Source organism: Streptomyces coelicoflavus (assembly GCF_045041415.1).
Classification (GTDB): Bacteria; Actinomycetota; Actinomycetes; order Streptomycetales; family Streptomycetaceae; genus Streptomyces; species Streptomyces coelicoflavus.
Genome location: NZ_CP108218.1, coordinates 4,305,090 through 4,321,849, shown reverse-complemented (window position 1 = coordinate 4,321,849; position 16,760 = coordinate 4,305,090). Strand labels below are relative to the sequence as shown.

The following is a 16,760-nucleotide window of genomic DNA, read 5'->3' as shown; positions in this document are numbered from 1 at the left end:
ATGGCTGACCAGTCCGTCCCACAGGCCCGCAGCGCCGAGGACACCACCACCCCGGAGGGCATCTCACGACGGCGCCTGCTCGGCACCGCCGGTGCCACCGGGCTCGTCCTCGGCGCGGCGGGCGCCGCCGCGGGTTACGCCGCCGCGCCCTCCTCCGCCGCCGCGCCCCTCGCCTCGCTCGGCAGCGGGCGGGCGATGTTTCACGGGAAACATCAGCCCGGCATCACCACCGCCATGCAGGCCCGCGGCCACCTCGTCGCCTTCGACCTCGCGGCCGGCGCCGGCCGCAAGGAGGCCGCCGCACTCCTGCGCCGCTGGTCCGACACGGCCCGGCGGCTGATGGCGGGCGAGCCGGCCGCGACCCGTGACACGGGCGTGGCCCAGGACGCCGGGCCGTCCTCGCTGACCGTCACCTTCGGCTTCGGACACAGCTTCTTCGGCCGGACCGGACTGGAGCAGCAGCGCCCGGTCGCGCTCGACCCGCTCCCCGACTTCTCCTCCGACCACCTCGACAAGAAGCGCAGCAACGGCGACCTGTGGGTGCAGATCGGCGCCGACGACGCCCTGGTGGCCTTCCACGCCCTGCGCGCGATCCAGCAGGACGCCGGGACGGCCGCCCGCGTCCGCTGGCAGATGAACGGCTTCAACCGTTCGCCGGGTGCCACCGCCCACCCCATGACGGCCCGCAACCTCATGGGCCAGGTCGACGGCACCCGCAACCCCAAGCCCGCCGACGCCGACTTCGACGAGCGGATCTTCGTGCCGGAGGGGTCCGGAACCGGCAAGGGCGGCCCGGCCTGGATGGCGAACGGCTCCTACGTCGTCGTACGCCGTATCCGCATGCTCCTCGACGACTGGGAGAAGCTGTCGGTCAAGGCACAGGAGGACGTCATCGGGCGCCGCAAGTCCGACGGGTCGCCGCTGTCCGCAGGCGGCGACGCCACCGAGACGACGGAGATGGACCTGGAGAAGACGGACGCGTCCGGAGAACTGGTCGTTCCCATCGACGCCCACGCCCGGATCACGCGCCCGGACCAGAACGGCGGCGCGGCCATGGTCCGCCGCCCCTTCTCGTACCACGACGGCTTCGACGCCGACGGCGTCCCGGACGCCGGCCTGCTCTTCATCTGCTGGCAGGCCGATCCGCTGCGGGGCTTCGTGCCCGTGCAGCGCAAGCTGGACCGGGGCGACGCGCTGTCGCAGTTCATCCGGCACGAGGCGAGCGGCCTGTTCGCGGTACCGGGCGGGGCGCCGGAGGGAGAGTACGTGGGGCAGCGGCTGCTGGAAGGGTGAATCCGGAGCGCGTCACCCCGCGGAGGGGCTCGCACGAGACGCGTGAGCCGGGCGCTCCCGAGCCCATTAGGGTGAGGACATGCCAGCCAGTTACGCGTATCTCGGCCCTGAAGGCACCTTCACCGAAGTCGCCCTGCGCACCCTCCCGGAGACGGCGACCCGGGAACTGGTCCCGTACGTCTCCGTCCAGTCCGCGCTCGACGCGGTGCGCACCGGCGAGGCCGAGGCCGCGTTCGTGCCGATCGAGAACTCCGTCGAGGGCGGCATCACCACCACCCTCGACGAGCTGGTCGCCGGCCAGCCGCTGATGATCTACCGCGAGGTGCTGCTCTCCATCACCTTCGCCCTGCTGGTCCGCCCCGGCACCAAGCTGTCGGACATCAAGACGGTCACCGCGCACCCGGCCGCCCAGCCCCAGGTCCGCAACTGGCTCAAGGCACACCTCCCGGACGCCGCCTGGGAGTCGGCCGCCTCCAACGCGGACGGCGCCCGCCTGGTGCAGGAGGGGCGGTACGACGCGGCCTTCGCCGGAGAGTTCGCCGCCGAGCGCTACGGCCTCGAGGTGCTGGAGGCCGACATCCACGACGCGGAGAACGCCCAGACCCGCTTCGTGCTGGTCGGCCGCCCGGCCCGGCCCGCCGCTCCGACCGGCGCGGACAAGACCTCCGTCGTGCTCTGGCAGCGCGACGACCACCCCGGCGGCCTGCGCGATCTGCTGGGCGAGTTCGCCACCCGGGGCGTCAACCTGATGCTGCTGCAGTCCCGGCCCACCGGTGCGGGCATCGGCAACTACTGCTTCTGCATCGACGCCGAGGGGCACATCTCCGACCGGCGGGTGGCCGACGCGTTGATGGGCCTGAAGCGGTCCTGCCTCCAGGTGCGCTACCTCGGGTCGTATCCGCGCGCGGAGGTCGCGCCGACGGACGTGGCCGCGCTGCGGCCGGGGACCTCGGACGAGGCCTTCGTGGCGGCGGCGGACTGGGTGGCACGCTGCCAGGACGGCCGGTTCTGATCGCCGGGCCTATCTGCTGATTTTCGTTGTCCACAGAAGTTATCCACAGGCCCTCTTCTCGACCTGGGGACAAGTCGACAACGAAGCGGCATTCAGTCGACATATCCCCCTACGGCCGACCGATTCGCCCACAGGGGTCCAGGTCACCCTTCGTCCACCTGTTTCTTGCACCCCATTCTCCGGAGTGACGCCGAGCGTCCCGTTTTCACTCGAAAGTGGGGGCTCGGAGGGTTTGGACGGCCCACCTTCCGGATTTTGGAATGATCAGTTCCGTGAATCCACAGATCTTTCGCACACCCTGTGGATAACTTTTCCCGACTGTGGACCCCTGTGGACAATCTCGGCCCAAGTCCCGTTCTCCCCAAGGGAATCCGGTCAACCTACCGCCCGTGCGGCGCCTCGTTACGGGGACACCACCTCGCTTCGTTGACCGGTCGAACGGGGTCCGCGTCCCGCGTCCGGCAATAGTGGGTCGAGACCCGACACCGCGCACCGGTAGCCTTGACCGCGTGATTGACCTTCGCCTGCTCCGTGAGGACCCCGACCGTGTGCGCGCCTCGCAGCGCGCCCGTGGAGAGGACGTCGCGCTCGTCGACTCCCTCCTGTCCGCCGACGAACGGCGCAGGTCGTCCGGCGTCCGCTTCGACGAGCTGCGCGCCGAGCAGAAGGGCCTCGGCAAGCTGATCGGCAAGGCCGCCGGAGACGAGAAGGCCGAGCTGCTCAAGCGGGCCGAGCAGCTCAAGACGGACGTCAAGGCCGCCGACGCCGAACGCGACGCGGCCGACGCCGAGACCCAGGAGCTGCTCCAGCGGCTCGGCAACCTCGTCCACCCCGACGTTCCCGTCGGCGGCGAGGAGGACTTCGTCACGCTCGAGACGCACGGCACGCACCGCGACTTCACCGCCGAGGGCTTCGAGCCCAAGGACCACCTGGAGCTGGGCCAGCTGCTCGGCGCCATCGACGTGGAGCGCGGCGCCAAGGTCTCCGGCTCGCGCTTCTACTTCCTGACCGGCGTGGGCGCCCTCCTGGAGCTCGCCCTGGTCAACGCCGCGATCGCGCAGGCCACGGCGGCCGGGTTCACGCCGATGCTGACCCCGGCGCTGGTGCGTCCGCAGTCGATGGCCGGCACCGGCTTCCTGGGCCAGGCCGCGCAGGACGTCTACCACCTCGACAAGGACGACCTGTACCTGGTCGGCACGTCCGAGGTGCCGCTCGCCGCGTACCACATGGACGAGATCCTGGACGCCGAGCGCCTGCCGCTGCGCTACGCCGGCTTCTCGCCCTGCTTCCGCCGGGAGGCGGGTTCGCACGGCAAGGACACCCGGGGCATCTTCCGTGTGCACCAGTTCGACAAGGTCGAGATGTTCTCCTACGTCCTCCCCGAGGACACGCAGGCCGAGCACCAGCGCCTGCTGGAGTGGGAGAAGCAGTGGCTGACGTCGCTGGAACTGCCGTTCCGGGTGATCGACGTGGCCTCGGCCGACCTGGGCTCCTCTGCCGCCCGCAAGTACGACTGCGAGGCGTGGATCCCGACCCAGGGCAAGTACCGCGAGCTGACCTCGACCTCGGACTGCACCGAGTTCCAGTCCCGCCGGCTGTCGATCCGCGTCCGCGAGGGCAAGAAGGTGCGCCCGCTGGCCACGCTCAACGGCACGCTGTGCGCCGTTCCGCGCACCATCGTGGCGATCCTGGAGAACCACCAGCAGGCCGACGGCTCGGTCCGCGTGCCCGAGGTGCTCCGCCCGTACCTGGGCGGCCGGGAGGTACTGGAGCCGGTGGCCAAGTGACTGACACCGGCACCGCCACGGTCCCCGGCACCGGACCCGCCGGGGGTTTCCCGTACCGGCTGATCGCGACCGACCTCGACGGCACGCTGCTGCGCGGCGACGACACGATCTCTCAGCGCACCCGTGACGCGCTCGCCGCGGCCACCGCGGCGGGCACGGCCCACATCGTGGTCACCGGGCGGGCGGTGCCGTGGACCCGGCACATCCTGGACGACCTCGGCTACGACGGGCTGGCCGTCTGCGGCCAGGGCGCACAGGTCTACCACGCCGGCGAGCACCGGCTGCTGACCTCCGTGACCCTGGACCGGCAGCTGGCCGGGGTGGCGCTGGCCAAGATCGAGGCGGAGACCGGCCCGCTGTACCTGGCGGCGAGCCGGGACGGCCTGGACGGCGACGTCCTGGTCGGCCCGGGGTACGAGGTCGGGGGCGACCTTCCCGCGCTGCCGTTCACCGACGCCTCGGACCTGTGGTCGGCGCCGCTGAACAAGATCTACATCCAGCATCCGACCCTGTCGGACGACGAGCTGGCCGAGGTGGCCCGGAACGCGGCCGGCGGCTTCGTCACGGTGACCATGGCCGGCGCGGGCGTCGTCGAACTGCTCCCTCTCGGCCTGTCCAAGGCCACCGGCCTCTCGCTCGCGGCACGCCGACTCGGTCTGAAGGCGGCGGACACCATCGCGTTCGGCGACATGCCCAACGACGTCCCGATGTTCGGCTGGGCGGCCCGGGGCGTGGCGATGGCCAACGCCCACGAGGAGCTGAAGGCAGTGGCCGACGAGGTGACCTCCTCCAACGACGAGGACGGCATCGCGGTGGTACTCGAGCGTCTGTCGGTCTGACGCCGGGGGGCCGGGACCTGAGGGCGGCGGGGGCCTCGGCGTAGGTCGAGGCCCTGACGTACGGTGCTCCGCCACACGGTCCGGACGGTGTCGGCGTCCCCGTCGGTCGGCCCACGCGGGGCATTCCGCGTGCTCGAAGCGGCCTCCCGTTGCGCCGACACCGTCCGGCCTCGTGCATCCCCCACGATGCCGCCGCGGAAAGCCGGGCGCCACCGATTAAATGCGGACGTACGTCGCGTTACCGACGGCCGGCGGGCCCCGGCGCCCGTCACCGAGGCCCGTACCGACTCCTCACCCGCGGCCGAGCGGCCCGGTCACTCCTCCCCGGCGAGGGTCAGCGACCGCAGCTTCTGGCCGGCGTACCAGGTGGCGAGCACGGTCACCGCGGCGAGCAGCACCGTCGCGGTGGGCAGACCGACGTCGGACGTCACCAGGTTCCCGTCGGCGACCTTCTGGGCCACCGCCAACGACCACTGCTGGACGCTCAGCGTGCGGGCCCCGGGCACCAGGGAGCCGAACAGGGCCTCCCAGACCAGGGCGTAGACGAGCCCGAAGACCACCGCGTGCCGGGAGACCGTGCCCAGCAGCAGGAAGAGGGCGGCGTAGGCGATGGAGGCGACCAGCGCGGCGATCGTGTAGGCGACGGCGACCTGCTGGCCGTTGCCGTTGAGGATCAGACCGGCGAGGAGGGTGGGCACGGCGGAGAAGACCATTGTCACGGCTATCGCGACGATCAGCTTGGTGAAGATGATCGTCGGCCGCTTGATGGGCTTGGACAGCAGATACACCACCGAGCCGTCGTCGATCTCGGGGCCGATGGCACCGGTGCCGGCGATGACGCCGATGATCGGCACCATGGTGGCGAGGGCGAAGCCGCCCAGCACGTCCGCCGCGGTCTGGTCGTCGGCTCCGGCGAGCGCGCGCACCGCGACGGCGATGACGAGCAGCAGCAGCGGGAGCGCGCCCAGGATGAGGGCCCGGCGGCGGCCGAGCAGGGCCCGGTAGGTGAGCCGGGCGACTGTGGGGTCGTACATTCTTCGGCCTCCTACGCCGCGACGAGATACGAGAAGACGGACTCGAGGGACTCGTCGGACGGCGAGACCGTGAGGAGCCGGATGCCGTGGTCGCGGGCGACCTTCGGCAGCAGGGCCGTGAACCGTCCGAAGTCGACGGCCTGGATGCGCAGGGCGCCCTCGGCGAGGTCGACCTCGATGCCGGACGTCGACGGGTCGGCGATCAGCGCGGCCGCGAGGGCCCGGTCGTCGCTGGAACGCACCAGGTAGCGGTGCGGCCGGTCGGTCATCAGGCGGCGGATCTTGCGGAAGTCGCCGCTGGCCGCATGGCGTCCGGCGACGATGACCTCGATGTGCCAGGCGAGCTGTTCGACCTCTTCGAGGATGTGTGAGGAGAACAGCACGGTGCGGCCCTCGTCGCCCATGCGCCGCAGCAGGTCCATCAGCTGCATGCGCTGGCGCGGGTCCATGCCGTTGAACGGCTCGTCGAGCAGGAGCAGCGACGGCTGGTGGACCAGGGCGGAGGCCATCTTCACGCGCTGGCGCATGCCCTTGGAGTAGGTGGCGATCTTCCGGTCCTGGGCGTAGGCCATCTCCACGGTGGCCAGCGCCTCGTCGGCCGCCTTGGCTCCCAGGCCGTGCAGCTCGGCGTTGGCGAGGACGAACTCGCGGCCGGTGAGGAAGTCGTACATCGCCTCCCGCTCGGGGACGATGCCGATGTGCTTGTAGATGTCCTCGTTGCGCCAGACCGGCTGGCCGTCGAGGGTGACGCTGCCGGTGGAGGGGGCGAGGAAGCCGCCCATCATGTTGATGAGGGTGGACTTTCCCGCGCCGTTGGGGCCGAGGAGGCCGGTGACGCCGGGGCCGATCGTCATGGTGACGTCGTTGACGGCGACCACGTTGCCGAACCAGCGGGAGACGTGGTCGATGTTCAGCGTGGTCACAGTCCCACCTTCTTGTAGCGGCGCATCAGCAGCCCGTAGGCGCCGGCGATCAGGCCGAGGGTGACGAGTGCGTAGACGGCGCCCTCACCGTTGCTCGGGCCGACCCCGCCGGGGAAGGCCGAGGTAGCACCCAGGAAGGCCGATGAGACTCCGTCGATCAGGGTGATCGGCGAGAACAGGCCTATCCAGGCGACGGCCCCGGAGCTGCCCTGGACGTCCGCGATGGCCTGGAGCGTGGAGACCGCGCCGTAGGTGATGGTCAGGACGGCGATGACGGCCGCGATGCCGAAACCGCGGCGCGGGGTGACCGAGGCCACGACCAGGCCGAGACCGGCGAAGAGCAGCGACAGCAGTGCCACGGAGACCAGTCCCTGGGCGAACCCCTTGGTCTGGTCCGCGAAGTCGAGTTTGGCGAGCAGTGCGCCCACGTAGAGCACCAGCAACGGTGCGGCGGTGAGGATGAAGAGGGCGGAGGCCAGCGACGCGTACTTGGCGCGCACGTAGTCGGAGGTCTCGATCGGCCGGGAGAAGTACAGGGGGACGGTCTTGAAGCGCAGGTCGCGTGAGACGGACTGCGGGGCCTGGGCCGCGACGTAGAGACTGATGACGGCCTGGAGGACGATCGCGTAGCGCGTGTAGTCCACCGGCAGGTCGTTGGCCTTGGTGGCGACGGCGACGGCGACCATGATGCCCGCCGGGAGGCACATCACCACGAAGAGCAGCATGGGCAGCACCTTGGACTTGGCCGAGCGGCCGAGGCCGTAGGCACCGCGCAGGGACTGCGAGTACAGCGAACGGCGGGCGTAGGCGCGGCCGAGGCGGGGGCCGTCGTAACTGCGGTAGCCGATGTTGTGGATGCGGGTCTGGTCACCCGGGGCCACCGTGGCTGTGGGCTGTTCAGCTGCCATGGCCGACCGCCTCCTTCCGTGCTGCGTCGCTGTCGGTGAAGACCTCCGAGATGTGGTGCCGGCGCTGCTCCATGCGGACCAGGCCGAGGCCGAGGTCGGCTATGACGTCCCGGACGAGGTCGTAGGTCTCCTCGCCCGCCGCGGTGAGCAGCAGGACGTGTCCGGCTCCGGGCAGGCCGCTGCCGTCCTGGACGGTCACCCCGCGTGCGTCGAGCGCGTCGCGTACCGCTCTGGTGCCGTCGGGGTGCTCGTCGGTGTCGGTGACCTCGATCGCGAGGGTCGTGGTGGTCTGGGTGAAGTCCGTGGTGGAGCTGGAGCGCAGCAGCTTGCCGCCGTCCACGACGACGACGTGGTCGCAGGTGCGTTCCAGCTCGCCCAGCAGGTGGGAGGTGACCAGGACGGAGATGCCGAAGTCCGTGTGGATGCGGCGGATGAGGCCGAGCATCTCGTCGCGGCCGACCGGGTCGAGGCCGTTGGTCGGCTCGTCGAGGAAGACCAGCTGGGGGTCGTGCACGAGGGCCTGCGCGAGCTTCACGCGCTGCTTCATGCCCGTCGAGTAGCCGCCGATGGGGCGGTAGCGCTCCTCGTACAGGCCGACGTGGCGCAGGGTGTCGGCCGTGCGCTCGCGGGCGGCGGTGGGCGGCAGGCCGGACATGCGTGCCATGTGGACGACGAACTCGGTGGCCGAGACGTCGGGTGGCAGGCAGTCGTGTTCCGGCATGTAGCCGACCCGCTCGCGGATGTCGGCGCCCTTGGTGGCGACATCGAGTCCGAGCACTTCGGCCCGGCCCTCGCTGGCGGGAGACAGACCCAGCAGGATCTTGATCAGAGTGGATTTGCCGGCGCCGTTGGCACCGACGAGTCCGGTCACACCGGGTCCGACGTCCACGGAGAGCCGGTCGAGCGCGGTCACCCGGGGGAACCGCTTGCTCAGGCTTTCGGTCGCGATCACAGTCACATCCACGACAGTAGTGACGGGCGCCACCGCGGTCGTCAGACCGAAGAGCCGTCTTCGCGTCAGACTCGAGTAGTACGGGCCCGTAGGGGATGCCGTACCTGAGAGCCACGGTGCGGCTCTCCGACTCGCCCACGCCGCCCTGCGCCCCCTATTGACGTTGGGTCTAACAACTGGGAGATTCGGCGTCGTTACGGACGAGTAGCGGGGGAAGCGCCTTCAGGCCGGAGCACGGGCTGCCGCACGAGTGGCGCTGGGCGGAGGAGGAATGACGGTGCTGGACGGTGCGCGGGAGCGCTGGGTTCACACGGGCGGGGTCGAGCTGTGCGTGGCGGAGCTGGGCGATCCGCGGCGGCCCACGGTCGTCCTGGTGCACGGCTACCCGGACAGCAAGGAGGTCTGGTCCGAGGTCGCCGGCCGCCTGGCCGGCCGCTTCCACGTGGTCCTGTACGACGTTCGGGGCCACGGCCGGTCCACCGCGCCGAGCCCGCTGCGGGGCGGGTTCACGCTGGAGAAGCTGACGGACGACTTCCTGGCCGTGGCCGACGCGGTCAGTCCGGACCGTCCGGTGCACCTGGTGGGCCACGACTGGGGCTCGGTGCAGTCCTGGGAGTTCGTCACGGTCAAGCGCACCGAGGGCCGCATCGCCTCCTTCACCTCGATGTCCGGTCCTTCCCTGGACCACTTCGGGCACTGGATCAACAAGCGCCTCAGGCGGCCCACCCCGCGCCGGGTCGGACAGCTCCTCGGCCAGGGCGCCAAGTCCTGGTACGTCTACCTGCTGCACACGCCGGTGCTGCCCGAGCTGGCCTGGCGCGGGCCTCTCGGCAAGCGCTGGCCGGGCATCCTGGAGCGCGTCGAGAAGGTACCCGGCGGCGACTACCCGACCGCGTCCCTGCCGTCGGACGCCGCACACGGGGCGTGGCTTTACCGGGACAACGTCCGGCCCCGGCTGCGCAGGCCGCGTGCGGACGCCTACGCGCACGCGCCCGTGCAGCTCATCACGCCCCTCGGTGACGCGTTCCTGTCGGAGCGGCTCTACGACGGCCTCGAGCTGTGGGCGCCGCGGCTCACCCGGCGCACACTGCCCGCGAAGCACTGGGTGCCGCGCACCCGGCCGGACCGGCTGGCGGACTGGATCACGGACTTCGTCACCGCCACCGAGGACGGCCGCTCCGGGGCCGCGGCGAAGGGGAAGTACGCCGACCGCTTCGGCGGCCAGCTGGTCCTGGTCACCGGTGCGGGCAACGGCATCGGGCGGGCGACGGCGTTCGCGTTCGCCGAGGCCGGTGCGCGCGTGGTGGCCGTCGACCGGAACGCCGAGGCCGCCGCCCGGACCGCGGAGCTGTGCCGGCTGATCGGTGCGCCGGCCGCCTGGGCGGAGACCGTGGACGTCTCCGACGCGCAGGCCATGGAGAAGCTGGCGGCCAGGGTCGCCGCCGAGTACGGCGTGGTGGACGTGCTCGTGAACAACGCCGGGATCGGTCTGTCGGGCTCCTTCTTCGACACCACGCCCCAGGACTGGCAGAAGGTCCTGGACGTCAACCTGTGGGGCGTCATCCACGGCTGCCGTCTGTTCGGCCGGCAGATGACCGAGCGCGGACAGGGCGGGCACATCGTCAACACCGCGTCGGCGGCGGCCTTCCAGCCCTCCAGGGCGCTGCCCGCCTACGCCACCTCCAAAGCGGCCGTGCTGATGCTGAGCGAGTGCCTGCGGGCCGAGCTGGCCGGCCGGGGGATCGGCGTCACGGCGATCTGCCCCGGCCTCGTCAACACCAGCATCACAGCCACGGCGCACTTCGCGGGTGTCGACGCGACGGAGGAGAAGCGCCGGCAGCAGCGCACTTCCCGGCTGTACGAGATGCGCAACTACCCGCCGGAGAAGGTGGCCGACGCCGTGCTCGAGGCCGTCGTGCACAACAGGGCCGTGGTCCCGGTGACGCCGGAAGCGCGGGGTGCTCACCTCATGTCCCGCTTCGCCCCACGGGTGTTGAGGCGCCTCGCGCGGGTGAAGCCGCCCTTGTAGTTTCCACAGGGAGCCCCAACAAGCCTGTGGATAACTCGACTTGACTGTGGATCAAACCTCGGCGGCAAAAGCGATCGCGTGACGCGTGTCTCACCAGGCACGCTGAAGCCATGCAAGAGGAACACAAGGACGACAGACACGAGAGCACATCCGACGACCGACGCACGGTGAAGGTGTCCAAGTATCTGTCGAAGCACCTGCGCCACCAGCCGGAGAGGATCGGGCTCACGCTCGACGAGGGCGGCTGGGTCGAGATCGACACGCTGATCGCCGCGGCGGCCGCACACGGCTTCCGCTTCACCCACGCGGAGCTCGACCACGTGGTCGCCACCAACGACAAGCGGCGCTTCGCCGTCGAGGGCACCCGCATCCGCGCCAGCCAGGGCCACAGCGTCCACGTGGATCTCGGCCTGCCGCCGGCGACCCCGCCGCCGTACCTCTACCACGGGACGGTGGCCCGGTCCCTGGATGCCATCCGCACCGAGGGGCTGCGGCCGATGAACCGGCACGACGCGCACCTCTCTCCCGATCGCGCGACCGCGACCCGGGTCGGAGCCCGCCGCGGCCGGCCCGTCGTGCTCTCGGTGGACGCGGCCGCCATGCACCGCGACGGACATGTCTTCCACGTCAGCGCCAACGGGGTCTGGCTGACGAAATCCGTCCCGTCCCGCTATCTGCGCTTTCCCGCCCCGCACTGACCCCGCATGATCGAAGGCATGGAGCACCTCCCCACCACCCAGTCCGCCGTCACCGCGCTGCGTGCCATCGCGGAGGAGTTCGCGCAGGAGATCGAGGTCGGCGACGACATCGGGGCCGACCAGACCTCCCGCCGCAGCGCCGCAGGCGTGGGGGTGACCACCGACGCCGACGGTTCCCTTCCGCACGAGGCGTTCGTCGAGTTCGGCGGCGTTCCCCGGGTGAGCGTCCGGCTCTTCCCCGAGGACGACGCCCTGATCACCGTCGAGAACGTGGAGTGCCCCGACATCCCGCGCGACGATGTGCCCGCGTTCCTGCGCTCGGTGTTCGGCGACCGCGCCTTCGTCAAGGGGCGCCGCTTCCCGCCCGGCTACCACCTGATCGTCCCTCTGCCCGGCGACCGCACCCACCGGGAGTATGTGCCGATGATTTTCCTCAGTCCGTGGCTGAGCAGCCGCGTACGGTGACGCCGGAGGCTGTTTCACGTGAAACAGCGAGTGGCCGCATAGGCTCGGACGCATGAGCCTGCGCCTGAGCACCGTGATCCTTCCGTACCGCCGCTGGCACGAGGGCGGCCGTTCGACCTGGACGCGGGCCGAACAGCTCGGCTTCCACACCGCCTACACCTATGACCACCTCTCCTGGCGCAGCTTCCGGGACGGACCGTGGTTCGGCGCCGTCCCGACCCTCACCGCCGCCGCGGCCGTCACGGAGCGGATGCGCCTGGGCACCCTGGTCACCTCGCCGAACTTCCGGCACCCGGTGACGCTCGCCAAGGAACTGATCTCCCTCGACGACATCTCCGGCGGCCGGGTCACCCTCGGCATAGGAGCGGGCGGCACCGGCTTCGACGCCACGGCGCTGGGCCAGGAGCCGTGGACACCGCGTGAGCGGGCCGACCGGTTCGGCGAGTTCCTGCCGTTGCTCGACCGGCTGCTGACCGAGGACGCCGTGTCGTACGAGGGCGACTTCTACTCGGCACACGAGGCGCGCAACATCCCGGGGTGTGTGCAGCGGCCCCGGCTGCCCTTCGCGGTGGCCGCGACCGGTCCCCGGGGGCTGGCGCTCGCCGCACGGCACGGGCAGGCGTGGGTGACCACCGGCGACCCGAAGCTGTTCGAGAACGGCACCCCCGAGCAGTCGGGCCGGGCCCTGCGGCGGCAGGCCGACCGGCTCGCCGACGCCTGTGCCGCGATCGGCCGTGAGGTGGGAGAGCTGGACCGGGTCCTGCTCACCGGCTTCACGCCGGAACGCAACCGGCCGCTGGAGTCCGTGGACGCGTTCGTGGACTTCGCCGGACGGCACCGGGAACTGGGCTTCACCGAGCTCGTCGTGCACTGGCCGATCGCCGCATCGGACTTCGCCGCGGACGAGAAGGTCTTCGAGCGGATCGCGATGGAGGCACCGGCGCAGCTGAAGTGATGACAGCGAGGAACGGACGGCCGCGCACGAGAGCCGTAGCTCACATATGTGCGGACCCGCGCACGGGCGTGCACGCATATGCGTGACAATGACCGGGTGACCTCAGCGACCCGAAAGCCCGAGCCCCCGGCCGCCGCCACTCGTCCGCGGCTCATCGCCACCGACCTCGACGGCACCCTGCTGCGGGACGACAAGTCGGTCTCCCCGCGCACGGTCGCCGCGCTGGCCGCCGCGGAGAAGGCGGGCATCGAGGTCTTCTTCGTCACCGGCCGCCCCGCCCGCTGGATGGACGTCGTCAGTGCCCACGTCCACGGTCACGGCCTGGCCATCTGCGGGAACGGCGCCGCCGTGGTCGACCTCCACGGCGGCCCCGGCAGGCACAGGTTCGTGAAGGTCCGCGAGCTGCCGCAGGAGAACGCGCTGGACGCCGTACGACTGCTGCGGGAGGCAGCGCCCGGCACGGTGTACGCGGTCGAGCAGACGTACGGCTTCCACCAGGAGCCGGCCTATCCGAAGCTGCACATGGAGGACCCCGACGACCTCCTGCCCGCCGAGGAGATCCTGGCGCCGGGCGGACGCGCCGCCGCGGAACCCGTCCTCAAGATCCTCGCCTTCCACCCGGAGCTGGACCCCGACGGCTTCCTCACGCTGGCCCGTCTCGCCATCGGCGACCGCGCCAACGTCACCCGGTCCAGCCCCAGCGCCCTGCTGGAGATCAGCGGCCCCGACGTCTCCAAGGCCAGCACGCTCGCCCTGTGCTGCGCCGAGCGCGGCATCTCGCACGAGGAGGTCGTGGCCTTCGGCGACATGCCGAACGACGTCGAGATGCTCACCTGGGCGGGCCGGTCGTACGCGATGGGCAACGCGCACCCGGACGTGGTCGCCGCCGCCTCGGGGCGGACGGTCGCCAACAACGACGACGGGGTGGCGGTCGTGATCGAGCGAATGCTGGCGGACCTGCCCTGACGTGCCGCCCCACCGCACGTCGGGTGCCGTCACAGCAGCGGCACCCCGCGCCGTGAGAGCCACGGCACCGGGTCCAGCGCCGAGCCCGTCTCCGGGGTGACCCGCACCTCGAAGTGCAGGTGGGGACCGGTGGAGTTGCCGGTGGTGCCGGACTGAGCGATCCACTGCCCGGCCTCGACCCGGTCGCCCTGGTCGACGGCGACGGCGGCGAGATGGGCGTACTGCGTGTAGTAGCCGCCCGCGTGCTGGACGACGACCTGGATGCCGAAGGCCCCGCCGCAGGACACCTTCAGGACCCGGCCCGCACCGGCCGAGCGCACCGATGTCCCGATCGGCACCGCGAAGTCCTGGCCCGTGTGCCGGTTCGCCCAGCGCGACCCGCCGCTGCCGAAGGACGCGGACAGCTCGTAGGTCTCGACGGGGGCCACCCAGGACGCGCCGGCGGGCCGGTCCGGCTGGTCGAGACGGACCGCGCCGGGGCACGAGCCGGCCGCGACGGAGGAGTCCGCCCGGCCCTCCAGCCGTGACCGCGCCGCCTCCAGCTTGCCCTCGATCTTCTTCTTCAGTCGCGCCAGGTCCGCGTTGCGCTTCTCCAGCGCCCGCCAGGCCGCCTGTGCCTTGGTCTCGTCGGCGGCGAGCCGGGCCTCGGCCCGCAGGTTCTCGCCGATGACCCGGTCGACGGCCTGATTGGCTCGGGAGACCACACGCCGGCCGCGCATCAGCTCGTCCGGGTCGTCGGCGAGCAGCATCCGCGCGGTGAGCGGGAGCCCGCCACCGCCGCGGTACTGGGCCCGGGCGATACGGCCCAGGTCCTCGCGCATGGCGTCGGTCTTCTGCCGCTGAACGTCGAGCAGCCGCTCGTACTCCAGGGCCTTGGCCCGTTGCGCCTCGGCCTCCAGTCGCCCGTCCTCGTACTGGCGGGTGGCCGTCGCCGCGTCCTCGTACAGGCGCGCCACCTGGGGGGCAAGGGCGGCACCGGATCCGCCGTCCCCGTCCATGCCGTCGGTGGGGCGGGCCGCGAGTACCGCGAGTGCGCACAGCAGCACCGGAACGAGCAGCGGGCGTCGGCGGGATGAGCGCATGTCAGCGATCCTGGACCGGCACGGGGCCCGGAGTCTCGTTCAGGTCGTACGAGTGGGGGACGCGTTGCTGCACACGGCTCAGTGCGGCTGCTGCACACGGGCCGGACGACCCCGGCCCCGCTCAGTACGGTGCTTCCCACAGCACCGTCGTACCGGCGCCGTCCGCGCCGATGCCCGGCCCGAGCCGGCTGGTGCCGCCCACGCTCTCGGCACGGCGCTCCAGGTTGTGCAGGCCGCTGCGTCGGCCGCCCTCCGGAATGCCGACCCCGTCGTCCGCGACGGTCAGGCGGACGCCCGGCCGGCCGTCCCGCAGGACCGCCGTGGCGTCCACGGCCACCTCGATCCGGCCCGCGTGAGCGTGCCGGAAGGCGTTGGACAGGGTTTCGCGCAGCGCGGCGATGAGGTTCTTGCCGGTCAGGTCGCCGACGGCGGTGTCGACCGGGCCGACGAAGCGGTGGGTGGGCGTGAAGCCCAGCGGTACGGCGGCCATGGTGATCTCGCGCAGCACTCGGGTGCGCAGCCCCGCGGGCTCCTCGGCCGGCTGCTGGAGCGCGAAGATCGCCGAGCGGATCTCCTGGATGGTGACGTCGAGCTCGTCGACGGCCCCGCCGACCCCTTCCCGCACTTCCGGGACGGCCGACCTGCGCTGGGCGCTCTCCAGCATCATCCCCGTCGCGAACAGCCGCTGGATGACGAGGTCGTGCAGGTCCCGGGCGATCCGGTCGCGGTCCTCGTACACGGCGAGCCGTTCCCGGTCGCGCTGGGCCTCGGCCATCGTGAGCGCCAGCGCCGCCTGCGAGGCGAACCGGTCGCCGAGCGCCCGCTCCGTCCGGGTGAACGGGCGCTCCCCACGGGCGCGGGGCATGGCGAGACTCCCGAGGACCTTCCCGTCCCGGCACAGCGGCACCAGCATCACCGGCCCGTAGGAGCGCGCCGGTCCGGTGCCCAGGCGGGGGTCGGTGGCGGCGTCGTCCACGAACACGGGCCGTCCGGCGAGCAGTTCCGCCACGATGCCGTTCTCCGGCGGGAGGATCTCGCCGAGGGCGTTCGAGGGGTGCGGGGCGTCGACGGCCACGATCTCCAGTCCGCCCCCGTCGGCCGGCAGCAGCACGATGCCCGCGGCCGCCCCGGAGAGACGGCGGGCCTGCTCGGCGACGATCTGGAGGGCGTCGTCGGTGTCGCCGCCCGCCAGCAGGGCGGTGGTGACGGCGACCGATCCGTCGATCCAGCGCTCCCGCTGCTGAGCGGCCTCGTGCAGTCGCGCGTTGCCGATGGCGATACCGGCCTCCGTGGCCAGGACCCGGACCATGGCGAGGTCGTAGTCGTTGAAGGGCACGCCCGCGTGCTTGTCGGTCAGGTAGAGGTTGCCGAAGATCTCGCCGTGCACCCGGACGGGGACGCCCAGGAAGCTGCGCATCGGCGGGTGGTGCTCGGGAACTCCGCACGAGCGCGGGTCCCGGGTCAGGTCGGTCAGCCGGACCGGCCCGGGGTCGCTGATGAGCGCGCCGAGCAGGCCCTTGCGGCCGTCGGGGAGGTGACCGATGCGCCGGGCGGTCGCCTCGTCGAGGCCGTGGTGCACGAAGTCGGCGAGGCCGTCCCCGTCCTCGTCGACGACGCCGATGGCCGCGTACCGGGCGTGAGCCAGATCGGCGGCCGTCTCGCAGATCCGGTGCAGCGTGGCGTGCAGCTCCAGTCCGCTGCCGACGGACCGCATCGCGTCCAGCAGTTTCGGCACCCGGGCCAGGAGTTCGGCCGACGCCGAGGCCTCCGCAGGGGACGGCGGGGAGCCAGGAGGCGGTGCTGGGGCCATGTTCCGA

15 protein-coding genes are annotated in these 16,760 nt (G+C 71.7%); 9 read left to right on the top strand and 6 right to left on the bottom strand.

Annotated elements, in window-relative coordinates; translation table 11 throughout:
• The 4 genes from efeB to OHA99_RS19050 all read left to right on the top strand — a co-directional run bounded on the left by efeB (position 1) and on the right by OHA99_RS19050 (position 4,931).
• The gene (efeB, locus tag OHA99_RS19065; protein WP_366472885.1) at positions 1-1,293 is read left to right on the top strand and encodes an iron uptake transporter deferrochelatase/peroxidase subunit; all 1,293 of its coding nucleotides are present in this window, start codon (positions 1-3) and stop codon (positions 1,291-1,293) included.
• Between the two features lie 79 nt (positions 1,294-1,372).
• Complete coding sequence (gene pheA / locus OHA99_RS19060) at positions 1,373-2,305, top strand: prephenate dehydratase (RefSeq protein ID WP_153178962.1); 933 nt, start codon at positions 1,373-1,375, stop codon at positions 2,303-2,305.
• A 509-nt stretch (positions 2,306-2,814) separates the two neighbouring features.
• Positions 2,815-4,092: a serine--tRNA ligase gene (gene serS, locus OHA99_RS19055; protein ID WP_153178961.1), complete on the top strand. Its 1,278-nt coding sequence runs from the start codon at positions 2,815-2,817 to the stop codon at positions 4,090-4,092.
• Entirely contained in the window at positions 4,089-4,931 is an 843-nt protein-coding gene (locus OHA99_RS19050) for an HAD family hydrolase (protein WP_366472884.1), read from the top strand. The genes serS and OHA99_RS19050 overlap by 4 nt, the downstream gene beginning before the upstream one ends.
• 314 nt (positions 4,932-5,245) lie before the next feature.
• Here the strand turns inward: OHA99_RS19050 and OHA99_RS19045 are convergent, their stop codons facing one another.
• The 4 genes from OHA99_RS19045 to OHA99_RS19030 are packed head-to-tail and all read right to left on the bottom strand — an operon-like array spanning position 5,246 to position 8,748.
• A complete protein-coding gene (locus OHA99_RS19045; protein ID WP_007388893.1) occupies positions 5,246-5,965 on the bottom strand; it encodes an ABC transporter permease subunit in 720 nt (239 codons plus the stop codon).
• An 11-nt stretch (positions 5,966-5,976) separates the two neighbouring features.
• Positions 5,977-6,888 carry an ABC transporter ATP-binding protein gene (locus OHA99_RS19040; RefSeq protein WP_007388892.1) on the bottom strand — a complete coding sequence of 304 codons (912 nt, stop codon included), beginning with the start codon at positions 6,886-6,888 and terminating at the stop codon, positions 5,977-5,979.
• The gene (locus tag OHA99_RS19035) at positions 6,885-7,796 is read right to left on the bottom strand and encodes an ABC transporter permease (protein WP_153178959.1); all 912 of its coding nucleotides are present in this window, start codon (positions 7,794-7,796) and stop codon (positions 6,885-6,887) included. The genes OHA99_RS19040 and OHA99_RS19035 overlap by 4 nt, the downstream gene beginning before the upstream one ends.
• Positions 7,786-8,748, bottom strand: coding sequence for an ABC transporter ATP-binding protein (locus OHA99_RS19030; protein WP_007388890.1), 963 nt, complete (start codon positions 8,746-8,748; stop codon positions 7,786-7,788). The genes OHA99_RS19035 and OHA99_RS19030 overlap by 11 nt, the downstream gene beginning before the upstream one ends.
• 271 nt (positions 8,749-9,019) lie before the next feature.
• On the opposite strand from OHA99_RS19030, the gene OHA99_RS19025 reads away from it, so the two are divergent.
• The 5 genes from OHA99_RS19025 to OHA99_RS19005 all read left to right on the top strand — a co-directional run bounded on the left by OHA99_RS19025 (position 9,020) and on the right by OHA99_RS19005 (position 13,861).
• Positions 9,020-10,777: an SDR family oxidoreductase gene (locus OHA99_RS19025; RefSeq protein WP_405696872.1), complete on the top strand. Its 1,758-nt coding sequence runs from the start codon at positions 9,020-9,022 to the stop codon at positions 10,775-10,777.
• Between the two features lie 110 nt (positions 10,778-10,887).
• A complete protein-coding gene (locus OHA99_RS19020) occupies positions 10,888-11,475 on the top strand; it encodes an RNA 2'-phosphotransferase (protein WP_405696871.1) in 588 nt (195 codons plus the stop codon).
• Between the two features lie 6 nt (positions 11,476-11,481).
• Complete coding sequence (locus tag OHA99_RS19015; protein ID WP_405696869.1) at positions 11,482-11,940, top strand: hypothetical protein; 459 nt, start codon at positions 11,482-11,484, stop codon at positions 11,938-11,940.
• Between the two features lie 52 nt (positions 11,941-11,992).
• On the top strand, positions 11,993-12,895 hold the full coding sequence (locus tag OHA99_RS19010) for an LLM class flavin-dependent oxidoreductase (protein ID WP_381500464.1): 903 nt from the start codon (positions 11,993-11,995) through the stop codon (positions 12,893-12,895).
• A 78-nt stretch (positions 12,896-12,973) separates the two neighbouring features.
• Positions 12,974-13,861, top strand: coding sequence for an HAD family hydrolase (locus OHA99_RS19005; protein WP_007388866.1), 888 nt, complete (start codon positions 12,974-12,976; stop codon positions 13,859-13,861).
• 29 nt (positions 13,862-13,890) lie between these two features.
• On the opposite strand, the gene OHA99_RS19000 is transcribed toward OHA99_RS19005, so the two are convergent.
• Positions 13,891-14,943 carry a peptidoglycan DD-metalloendopeptidase family protein gene (locus tag OHA99_RS19000; RefSeq protein ID WP_405696867.1) on the bottom strand — a complete coding sequence of 351 codons (1,053 nt, stop codon included), beginning with the start codon at positions 14,941-14,943 and terminating at the stop codon, positions 13,891-13,893.
• A gap of 121 nt (positions 14,944-15,064) precedes the next feature.
• The gene (locus OHA99_RS18995) at positions 15,065-16,753 is read right to left on the bottom strand and encodes a GAF domain-containing sensor histidine kinase (protein WP_405696865.1); all 1,689 of its coding nucleotides are present in this window, start codon (positions 16,751-16,753) and stop codon (positions 15,065-15,067) included.
• Between the last annotated feature and the right edge of the window lie 7 nt (positions 16,754-16,760).

Coding starts and splice junctions, on each gene's coding strand:
- efeB (WP_366472885.1), top strand. CDS start 1: ATGGCTGACCAGTCCGTCCCACAGGCCCGCAGCGCCGAGGACACCACC.
- OHA99_RS19015 (WP_405696869.1), top strand. CDS start 11,482: ATGATCGAAGGCATGGAGCACCTCCCCACCACCCAGTCCGCCGTCACC.
- OHA99_RS19025 (WP_405696872.1), top strand. CDS start 9,020: ATGACGGTGCTGGACGGTGCGCGGGAGCGCTGGGTTCACACGGGCGGG.
- OHA99_RS19005 (WP_007388866.1), top strand. CDS start 12,974: ATGCGTGACAATGACCGGGTGACCTCAGCGACCCGAAAGCCCGAGCCC.
- OHA99_RS18995 (WP_405696865.1), bottom strand. CDS start 16,753: ATGGCCCCAGCACCGCCTCCTGGCTCCCCGCCGTCCCCTGCGGAGGCC.
- OHA99_RS19000 (WP_405696867.1), bottom strand. CDS start 14,943: ATGCGCTCATCCCGCCGACGCCCGCTGCTCGTTCCGGTGCTGCTGTGC.
- pheA (WP_153178962.1), top strand. CDS start 1,373: ATGCCAGCCAGTTACGCGTATCTCGGCCCTGAAGGCACCTTCACCGAA.
- OHA99_RS19045 (WP_007388893.1), bottom strand. CDS start 5,965: ATGTACGACCCCACAGTCGCCCGGCTCACCTACCGGGCCCTGCTCGGC.
- OHA99_RS19035 (WP_153178959.1), bottom strand. CDS start 7,796: ATGGCAGCTGAACAGCCCACAGCCACGGTGGCCCCGGGTGACCAGACC.
- OHA99_RS19020 (WP_405696871.1), top strand. CDS start 10,888: ATGCAAGAGGAACACAAGGACGACAGACACGAGAGCACATCCGACGAC.
- OHA99_RS19010 (WP_381500464.1), top strand. CDS start 11,993: ATGAGCCTGCGCCTGAGCACCGTGATCCTTCCGTACCGCCGCTGGCAC.